Annotated in this window: 10 protein-coding genes; 9 read left to right on the forward strand and 1 reads right to left on the reverse strand. The window is 39.8% G+C overall.

Annotated elements, in window-relative coordinates; translation table 11 throughout:
* Positions 1-13: 13 nt before the first annotated feature.
* The 4 genes from N8M66_RS07860 (at position 14) to gap (ending at position 5132) form a co-directional block, all read left to right on the forward strand.
* Positions 14-457 (forward strand): low molecular weight protein-tyrosine-phosphatase, encoded by a 444-nt coding sequence (locus tag N8M66_RS07860; protein ID WP_261046702.1) that lies wholly within the window; start codon positions 14-16, stop codon positions 455-457.
* Positions 444-854, forward strand: a complete 411-nt coding sequence (locus N8M66_RS07865) for an MORN repeat-containing protein (RefSeq protein ID WP_261046705.1) — start codon at positions 444-446, stop codon at positions 852-854. The genes N8M66_RS07860 and N8M66_RS07865 overlap by 14 nt, the downstream gene beginning before the upstream one ends.
* Positions 855-1152: 298 nt before the next feature.
* Entirely contained in the window at positions 1153-3804 is a 2652-nt protein-coding gene (gene adhE, locus N8M66_RS07870) for a bifunctional acetaldehyde-CoA/alcohol dehydrogenase (protein WP_261046707.1), read from the forward strand.
* Between the two features lie 320 nt (positions 3805-4124).
* Positions 4125-5132, forward strand: coding sequence for a type I glyceraldehyde-3-phosphate dehydrogenase (gap, locus tag N8M66_RS07875; protein WP_000260685.1), 1008 nt, complete (start codon positions 4125-4127; stop codon positions 5130-5132).
* A 68-nt stretch (positions 5133-5200) separates the two neighbouring features.
* Here gap and N8M66_RS07880 read toward each other — a convergent pair whose 3' ends face one another.
* A complete protein-coding gene (locus tag N8M66_RS07880) occupies positions 5201-6076 on the reverse strand; it encodes an RluA family pseudouridine synthase (protein ID WP_314725951.1) in 876 nt (291 codons plus the stop codon).
* A gap of 86 nt (positions 6077-6162) precedes the next feature.
* Between N8M66_RS07880 and pbp2a the strand changes: the two genes are divergently transcribed.
* From pbp2a to N8M66_RS07905, 5 genes are all read left to right on the forward strand, one after another.
* Positions 6163-8358 carry a penicillin-binding protein PBP2A gene (gene pbp2a, locus N8M66_RS07885; RefSeq protein ID WP_261046709.1) on the forward strand — a complete coding sequence of 732 codons (2196 nt, stop codon included), beginning with the start codon at positions 6163-6165 and terminating at the stop codon, positions 8356-8358.
* A gap of 52 nt (positions 8359-8410) precedes the next feature.
* A complete protein-coding gene (gene rpmG / locus N8M66_RS07890) occupies positions 8411-8563 on the forward strand; it encodes a 50S ribosomal protein L33 (RefSeq protein ID WP_001809375.1) in 153 nt (50 codons plus the stop codon).
* A 9-nt stretch (positions 8564-8572) separates the two neighbouring features.
* On the forward strand, positions 8573-8749 hold the full coding sequence (gene secE / locus N8M66_RS07895; protein ID WP_001210990.1) for a preprotein translocase subunit SecE: 177 nt from the start codon (positions 8573-8575) through the stop codon (positions 8747-8749).
* Between the two features lie 54 nt (positions 8750-8803).
* Positions 8804-9340 carry a transcription termination/antitermination protein NusG gene (nusG, locus tag N8M66_RS07900; RefSeq protein ID WP_049492454.1) on the forward strand — a complete coding sequence of 179 codons (537 nt, stop codon included), beginning with the start codon at positions 8804-8806 and terminating at the stop codon, positions 9338-9340.
* A gap of 120 nt (positions 9341-9460) precedes the next feature.
* Positions 9461-9906 (forward strand): sigma-70 family RNA polymerase sigma factor (locus N8M66_RS07905; protein ID WP_261046712.1); only part of this gene is annotated, 446 nt, incomplete at its 3' end.

Here is a 9906-nt window from a genome sequence, read left to right on the forward strand (position 1 = left end):
GAAAGGAAATGGGATGAAAAAACTAGTCTTTGTCTGTCTAGGAAATATTTGCCGCAGTCCTATGGCCGAGTTTGTTATGAAATCAATGACAGATAATTACGAAATCCAAAGTCGAGCGACGTCCTCTTGGGAACATGGCAATCCGATTCATAAGGGGACTCAGGGAATTTTTCAAGAGTATGATATTCCTTATGACAAAGGCAAAACATCGCTTCAGATTAGTAAGGAAGATTTTGAAGCCTTTGATTATATTATCGGTATGGATGCTTCAAATGTTTCTGACTTACGTCAAATGTGTCCAGTAGACTGTCAAGATAAGATTTACTCATTTGCATCTGAAAGTGTTCCAGATCCTTGGTATACAGGAGATTTTGAGGAGACCTATCAGCGTGTTCAAGAGGGGTGTCAAGTTTGGCTAGAACGTTTAGAAAAGGAGAGTGAAGGTGGAAAATCTTAAGAATTTTTACGAAAAGTATCGTGTCTATCTGACTCGTCCACGTTTAGAGCTTTTGGCAGTGATTACGATTGTTTTCTGTGCTGTACTCGTCTTTTTTCTGAATATTCCCGGAAAAGGTGTCTTAAAACTCGATAATGGAACGATTGTTTACGACGGCAGTCTTGTCCGTGGTAAAATGAATGGCCAAGGCACCATTACCTTCCAAAATGGAGACCAGTATACAGGTGGTTTCAGCAATGGAGCCTTCAACGGAAAAGGTACCTTTCAATCCAAAGAAGGCTGGACCTACGAAGGTGATTTTGTAAATGGTCAGGCTGAAGGAAAAGGGAAACTAACAACAGAACAAGAAGTCGTTTATGAAGGGACTTTTAAACAAGGCGTTTTTCAACAAAAATAAAGCCTCCTTATCAAAGGAGGTATTATTAGAAATACAAAGTAAGCGCTTACCTGCAAATCCCTATCTTTCCAAGCCCCCCTTCCAAGCAAGTTTGTGAAATAAAAAATATTTGAAATAAATTTCACAAACTTTGAAGAAAAAACGCGATAAGAAAAGAAAATGAGAAAAATTTCACAAGGGTTTAAAAATTCTTTGTGAAATGTTTATGAAACTGTTTACAAAGTTTAAATAATGCGTTATAATAAACTTGTGAAAAAATTAACAAAGGATTAAATCCTTGGAAGCTATGGAGGAAAATATGGCTGATAAAAAAACTATGACACCAGAGGAAAAGAAACTCGCTGCTGAAAAGCATGTCGATGGTTTGGTGCAAAAAGCTCTCGTTGCCCTTGAAGAAATGCGTAAGTTGGATCAAGAGCAAGTTGACTACATCGTAGCCAAAGCGTCAGTAGCAGCTTTGGATGCCCACGGAGAATTGGCTTTACATGCCTTTGAAGAAACAGGACGTGGTGTATTCGAAGATAAAGCGACTAAGAACTTGTTTGCTTGTGAACACGTAGTAAACAATATGCGTCACACTAAAACAGTTGGCGTTATCGAAGAAGACGATGTAACAGGTTTGACTCTCATCGCTGAACCGGTTGGTGTTGTCTGTGGTATTACTCCTACAACAAACCCAACATCAACAGCAATCTTTAAATCTTTGATTTCATTGAAGACACGTAACCCAATCGTCTTTGCATTCCATCCATCAGCACAAGAATCATCTGCTCATGCAGCACGTATCGTCCGCGATGCAGCTATCGCAGCTGGTGCTCCTGAAAACTGTGTGCAATGGATTACTGAACCATCTATGGAAGCAACAAGTGCCCTTATGAACCACGAAGGTGTTGCAACAATTCTTGCAACTGGTGGTAATGCCATGGTTAAAGCGGCATACTCATGTGGTAAACCAGCTCTTGGAGTAGGTGCCGGAAACGTTCCAGCTTATGTTGAAAAATCAGCTAACATCCGCCAAGCTGCACACGATATCGTAATGTCTAAATCATTTGACAACGGTATGGTCTGTGCCTCAGAGCAAGCGGTTATCATTGATAAAGAAATTTACGATGAATTTGTAGCAGAGTTCAAATCATATCATACTTACTTTGTAAACAAAAAAGAAAAAGCTCTTCTTGAAGAGTTCTGCTTCGGCGTGAAAGCAAATAGCAAAAACTGTGCTGGTGCAAAATTGAATGCTGACATCGTTGGTAAACCAGCAACTTGGATTGCAGAACAAGCAGGATTTACAGTTCCAGAAGGAACAAACATTCTTGCTGCAGAATGTAAAGAAGTTGGTGAAAACGAGCCATTGACTCGTGAAAAATTGTCACCAGTTATCGCAGTTTTGAAATCTGAAAGCCGTGAAGATGGCATTACTAAGGCTCGTCAAATGGTTGAATTTAACGGTCTTGGACACTCTGCAGCTATCCACACAGCTGACGAAGAATTGACTAAAGAATTTGGTAAAGCTGTTAAAGCTATTCGTGTTATCTGTAACTCACCTTCTACTTTCGGTGGTATCGGGGACGTTTACAATGCCTTCTTGCCATCATTGACACTCGGATGTGGTTCTTACGGACGCAACTCAGTTGGGGATAACGTTAGTGCCATTAACCTCTTGAATATCAAAAAAGTCGGAAGACGGAGAAATAACATGCAATGGATGAAACTTCCTTCAAAAACATACTTTGAACGTGATTCAATTCAATACCTTCAAAAATGTCGTGACGTAGAACGTGTCATGATCGTTACTGACCATGCCATGGTAGAGCTTGGCTTCCTTGATCGTATCATTGAACAACTTGACCTTCGTCGCAATAAGGTGGTTTACCAAATCTTTGCTGATGTAGAACCAGATCCAGATATCACTACAGTTGAACGTGGTACTGAAATCATGCGTGCCTTCAAACCAGATACAATCATCGCTCTTGGTGGTGGATCTCCAATGGATGCTGCTAAAGTAATGTGGCTCTTCTACGAACAACCAGAAGTAGACTTCCGCGACCTTGTTCAAAAATTCATGGATATCCGTAAACGTGCCTTCAAATTCCCATTGCTTGGTAAGAAGACTAAATTCATCGCGATTCCAACTACATCTGGTACAGGATCTGAAGTAACACCATTTGCCGTTATCTCTGATAAAGCAAATAACCGTAAATACCCAATCGCTGACTACTCATTGACACCAACCGTGGCAATCGTAGACCCTGCTTTGGTATTGACAGTTCCTGGATTTGTTGCTGCGGACACTGGTATGGACGTATTGACTCACGCGACTGAAGCTTACGTATCACAAATGGCTAGCGACTACACTGACGGACTCGCACTTCAAGCCATCAAACTTGTATTCGAAAACCTTGAAAGCTCAGTTAAGAATGCAGACTTCCATTCACGTGAGAAAATGCACAACGCTTCAACAATCGCTGGTATGGCCTTTGCCAATGCCTTCCTAGGTATTTCTCACTCAATGGCCCATAAGATTGGTGCGCAATTCCACACAATCCACGGTCGTACAAATGCAATCTTGCTTCCATACGTTATCCGCTACAATGGTACACGTCCAGCTAAGACAGCAACATGGCCTAAGTACAACTACTACCGTGCAGATGAAAAATACCAAGATATCGCACGCATGCTTGGACTTCCAGCTTCTACTCCGGAAGAAGGTGTGGAATCTTACGCAAAAGCTGTCTACGAACTTGGTGAGCGCGTAGGTATCCAAATGAACTTCAAAGCACAAGGAATCGATGAAAAAGAATGGAAAGAACATTCTCGTGAGTTGGCCTTCCTTGCTTATGAAGATCAATGTTCACCAGCTAACCCACGTCTTCCAATGGTTGACCACATGCAAGAAATCATCGAAGATTCTTACTATGGTTACAAAGAAAGACCAGGACGCCGCAAATAATTGTTTATCAGCCTAGAGGCAGGAATTTCCTGTCTCTTTTCTTGTGGAATTGGAGTGTTGAAAATAATTTTTATTTTTTCTATTTTCACTTTTCATCTGAAAAGGAAAGTGGGAAATGATTAGGTAGACAAAGAAAGAAAGCAGTATAGGCTTTCAAAGGAGAAAGAAAAATAAGTGGGGTATAGACAAAAAACAACGCCCGTACTTGCAATTAAATTTAAATAGTTATATAATAGGTTTGTTGAAAGGTGATTTGTAGTGATTCAAGTTACTCTTTTCACAATAAAAATTTCATGATTTTCATAAGGAGGAAATCACTAATGGTAGTTAAAGTTGGTATTAACGGTTTCGGACGTATCGGTCGTCTTGCTTTCCGTCGTATCCAAAACGTAGAAGGTGTTGAAGTTACACGCATCAACGACCTTACAGATCCAGTTATGCTTGCACACTTGTTGAAATACGACACAACTCAAGGTCGTTTCGACGGTACTGTTGAAGTTAAAGAAGGTGGATTCGAAGTTAACGGTAAATTCGTTAAAGTTTCTGCTGAACGTGATCCAGAACAAATCGACTGGGCTACTGACGGTGTAGAAATCGTTCTTGAAGCTACTGGTTTCTTTGCTAAGAAAGAAGCAGCTGAAAAACACCTTAAAGGTGGAGCTAAAAAAGTTGTTATCACTGCTCCTGGTGGAAACGACGTTAAAACAGTTGTATTCAACACTAACCACGATGTTCTTGACGGTACTGAAACAGTTATCTCAGGTGCTTCATGTACTACAAACTGCTTGGCTCCAATGGCTAAAGCTCTTCAAGACAACTTTGGTGTTGTTGAAGGATTGATGACTACTATCCACGCTTACACTGGTGACCAAATGATCCTTGACGGACCACACCGTGGTGGTGACCTTCGCCGTGCTCGCGCTGGTGCTGCAAACATCGTTCCTAACTCAACTGGTGCTGCTAAAGCTATCGGTCTTGTAATCCCAGAATTGAACGGTAAACTTGACGGATCTGCACAACGCGTTCCAACTCCAACTGGATCAGTTACTGAATTGGTAGCAGTTCTTGAAAAGAACGTTACTGTTGATGAAGTGAACGCAGCTATGAAAGCAGCTTCAAACGAATCATACGGTTACACAGAAGATCCAATCGTATCTTCAGATATCGTAGGTATGTCTTACGGTTCATTGTTTGACGCAACTCAAACTAAAGTTCTTGACGTTGACGGTAAACAATTGGTTAAAGTTGTATCATGGTACGACAACGAAATGTCATACACTGCACAACTTGTTCGTACTCTTGAATACTTCGCAAAAATCGCTAAATAATTCATGAGTCGATAAAAAGCAAGGCCTATTGGTCTTGCTTTTCTTATATGGAAAAATGGATGACACAATCATCCATTCTTTTTTAATTCTTTTTCAAAAGTATCTGAAAAGGCATTGAAGCTTAATCTCTCTAATGTAAGTGGATGGGTAAAGGAAAGTCGAAATGCATGAAGCATAAGCCGACTTGATTTTGATTTACTATTATAGAGAGGGTCACCTAGGATCGGAAAGTTATGATGCGAAAGGTGCACACGAATCTGATGGGTTCGCCCTGTCTTTAGCTTGCAACGAACCAAGGAAGTTTTGTTTGGAAATTGCTTTAATCTGCTTACATGCGTTTCAGCATATTGTCCATTTTTTGTATCAATTATTCTTTTTCTACGATCATGGCGATCACGTCCGATTTTGTCCCTGAAAACAAGCTCTTTGCCGTTGATATTTCCGTCAACAAGTGCCCAATATTCCCTGGAAATCTCTTTTTTCTCCAATAAGCGGTTGAGAATGGGTAGAATAAAAGCATTTTTAGCAAAGAGAACTAAGCCACTGGTTTCCATGTCCAGACGATGAACGACATAACAGGTCTGGCCAACGTAGGCACTGACATGGTTAAGAAGAGCAATTTCGTTTGGTTGATTGCCGTGCGTTTTCATCCCCTCAGGTTTGTTTACAATAATCAAGTGTTGGTCTTGATAAACTTCCTGAACTAAGTCTGGGTCGCCCCAAGGGATTGTCTTTTTGGGATAATCTTCCTCGTCAAAAGTTAATTGGCAAACATCTCCAGGCTTCACCATCTCGTTCCAGTGAACCTCTTCTTGATTTATCAAAATATGTTTCTTGATTCTCAAAAAATGCCGGATTTTTCTAGGAATGAGGAGTTGCTCTTCTAGTAATTGCTTTACCGTCATTTGAGGTAAAGAGGCGGGTAATGTAAATGTGAATTTCATACAGATATTGTAACAAAAAAAGCCCTATTTGGATAGGAAATAGCAAAATTCTTGTCTTCCTATGATGAAGATGATAAAATAAACGCATGAAATTAGATAAATTATTCGAGAAATTTCTTTCTCTTTTTAAAAAAGAAACAAGTGAACTAGAGGAATCTTATTCTACTAGCTTACGTCGCTCTCGTAGTGATCGAAAAAAATTAGCCCAAGTGGGTCCGATTAGAAAATTCTGGCGTCGCTATCATCTAACGAAAATCGTTGTTATTCTAGGTTTGAGTGCAGGCTTGTTAGTCGGAACCTATTTGTTTGCTGTAGCCAAGTCAACCAATGTTAACGATTTGCAAAACGCCTTGAAAACTCGAACCCTCATTTTTGACCGTGAAGAAAAAGAGGCAGGTGCCTTGTCTGGTCAAAAGGGAACCTACGTTGAACTGACTGACATCAGTAAAAACTTGCAAAATGCTGTAATTGCGACTGAAGACCGTTCTTTCTATAAAAACGACGGGATTAACTATGGACGCTTCTTCTTGGCTATTATCACTGCTGGTCGTTCAGGCGGTGGTTCTACTATTACCCAACAGCTAGCAAAAAACGCCTATTTGTCACAGGATCAAACAGTTGAGAGAAAAGCAAAAGAATTTTTCCTGGCCTTAGAATTGACTAAAAAATATAGCAAAGATCAGATCTTAACCATGTACCTTAACAACGCCTATTTTGGAAATGGTGTGTGGGGGGTTGAAGATGCGAGTAAGAAATACTTTGGAGTATCTGCATCAGAAGTGAGTCTGGATCAAGCTGCGACTCTGGCAGGGATGCTAAAGGGTCCGGAATTGTATAATCCCTTGAATTCTATAGAGGATTCAACCAATCGTCGCGATACTGTTTTGCAAAATATGGTTGCAGCGGGTTACATTGATAAAAACCAAGAAACCGAAGCTGCAGAAGTTGATATGACTTCGCAATTGCACGATAAGTATGAAGGAAAAATCTCAGATTACCGCTACCCTTCTTATTTTGACGCGGTGGTTAATGAAGCCGTTTCTAAGTATCATCTAACCGAGGAAGAAATCGTAAATAATGGCTATCGCATATACACAGAACTGGACCAAAACTACCAAGCAAATATGCAGGTGGTCTATGAAAACACCTCACTATTTCCGAGGGCAGAGGATGGAACATTTGCTCAATCAGGAAGTGTAGCTCTCGAACCGAAAACAGGGGGAGTTCGTGGGGTTGTCGGTCAAGTTGCTGACAATGATAAAACTGGATTCCGGAATTTCAACTATGCAACCCAATCAAAACGTAGCCCTGGTTCTACAATTAAGCCTTTAGTTGTTTATACGCCTGCAGTTGAAGCTGGCTGGGCTTTGAATAAGCAGTTGGATAACCATACTATGCAGTATGACAGCTATAAGGTTGATAACTATGCAGGGATCAAAACGAGTCGAGAAGTTCCTATGTATCAAGCCTTGGCAGAATCGCTTAATCTGCCTGCTGTTGCCACTGTTAATGATTTGGGAGTTGATAAGGCTTTTGAGGCGGGCGAAAAATTCGGACTCAATATGGAAAAAGTCGATCGTGTTCTTGGTGTCGCCTTGGGAAGCGGTGTTGAAACCAACCCTCTTCAAATGGCTCAAGCATATGCTGCCTTTGCAAATGAAGGATTAATGCCGGAAGCTCATTTTATTAGTAGAATTGAAAATGCTAGTGGTCAGGTCATTGCGAGCCATAAAAATTCACAAAAACGGGTGATTGATAAGTCTGTAGCTGACAAGATGACCAGTATGATGTTGGGAACATTTACAAACGGAACAGGTATTAGTTCATCGCCTGCAGACTATGTCATGGCAGGAAAAACTGGAACAACTGAAGCTGTTTTCAATCCGGAATACACAAGTGACCAGTGGGTAATTGGTTATACTCCGGATGTAGTGATTAGTCACTGGCTTGGTTTCCCTACCACTGATGAAAATCACTATCTAGCAGGATCTACTTCAAACGGTGCAGCTCATGTCTTTAGAAACATTGCTAATACCATTTTACCTTATACGCCAGGAAGTACCTTTACGGTTGAAAATGCGTATAAGCAAAATGGAATTGCACCAGCCAATACAAGAAATCAAGTACAGCGTAATGAAGAAAATCAGGCGGATAATAGCCTTTCTGATATTAGAAGTCGTGCACAAAATCTGGTAGATGAGGCTAGTCGTGCTATCTCGGATGCGAAGATTAAGGAAAAGGCTCAAACGATATGGGATTCGGTAGTCAATCTATTTCGTTAAGATGCTTGTCAAAGCCTAGCTTTCTTGTTATAATAGATAAGATGGAGGCGTTATGGCATTAAAAAAAGCAAGCCTAGCTTGTGCGGTTTGTGGTTCGAGAAACTATTCAATTAAGATTAGTGGAAACCCCAAGCCTACACGACTAGAAGTAAATAAATTTTGTAAGCATTGTGGCAAGTACACTACACACAGAGAAACGAGATAGGAGAGAGCGATGCGTTTTATTGGAGATATTTTTAGACTTCTTAAAGACACAACATGGCCAACTCGCAAGGAAAGCTGGAGAGATTTTCGTTCTATCATGGAATACACTGCTTTCTTTGTTGTGATTATTTATATTTTTGACAAGTTGATTGTTTCAGGATTGATTCGATTTATTAACATTTTTTAGAAAACTAGTGGCATTAACCACACTAAAAGTTTTCTATTTATGAAAGGAAGTATCATGGATAGTTTTGATAAAGGATGGTTTGTCTTACAAACCTATTCTGGTTATGAAAATAAGGTAAAAGAAAATCTATTACAACGTGCACAAACATACAATATGTTGGATAATATATTGCGTGTTGAAATTCCAACACAAACAGTGCAAGTTGAAAAAAATGGAAAGAGAAAAGAAGTAGAAGAAAATCGCTTTCCAGGTTATGTTCTTGTGGAAATGGTGATGACAGATGAAGCTTGGTTTGTTGTTCGAAATACGCCAAACGTTACAGGATTCGTTGGATCTCACGGAAACAGATCAAAACCAACTCCATTATTGGAACAAGAAATCCGTGATATCTTGGTTTCTATGGGACAAACTGTACAAGAGTTTGATATCGATGTTGAAGTTGGTCAAACTGTACGTATTATTGATGGTGCTTTTGCAGATTATACTGGTAAGATTACAGAGATTGATAACAATAAAGTGAAGATGATTATCTCTATGTTTGGTAATGACACAATAGCAGAAGTAAACCTAAACCAAATTGCAGAATTATAACCCTGAGAGAGGCAAGTCCTCTCTTTTTTGTGCAGTTGAGGAGATAAAGGGGACAGAACGGAGGAAATGGGACAAAAGTGTTTCTGAATCTGTTAGACTGTATCTAGAAAGGGGAACAATATGATTGAAGAATTGTATGAAGAAGTCCAGGGGATTGTATATAAGTGTAGAAATGAATATTACTTGCATTTATGGGAGTTATCGGACTGGGACCAAGAGGGAATGATTTGCTTACATGAATTGATTAGTAGAGAAGAAGAGCTGGTAGAAGATATCCCTCGTTTACGTAAATACTTCAAAACCAAGTTCCGAAATCGAATTCTAGATTATATTCGTAAACAAGAAAGCCAGAAGCGAAGATATGATAAAGAACCTTATGAAGAAGTGGGTGAAATTAGTCATCGTATAGGAGAGGGAGGACTCTGGCTAGATGATTATTATCTCTTTCATGAAACACTAAAAAATTATAGAAACAAACAAAGCAAAGAGAAACAAGAAGAGTTAGAACGCGTCTTAAGAAATGAACGCTTCCGAGGTCGTCAAAGAGTATTAAGAGACTTACGTAT

The organism is Streptococcus mitis, assembly GCF_946188585.1.
Taxonomy (GTDB): Bacteria; Bacillota; Bacilli; order Lactobacillales; family Streptococcaceae; genus Streptococcus; species Streptococcus mitis_DG.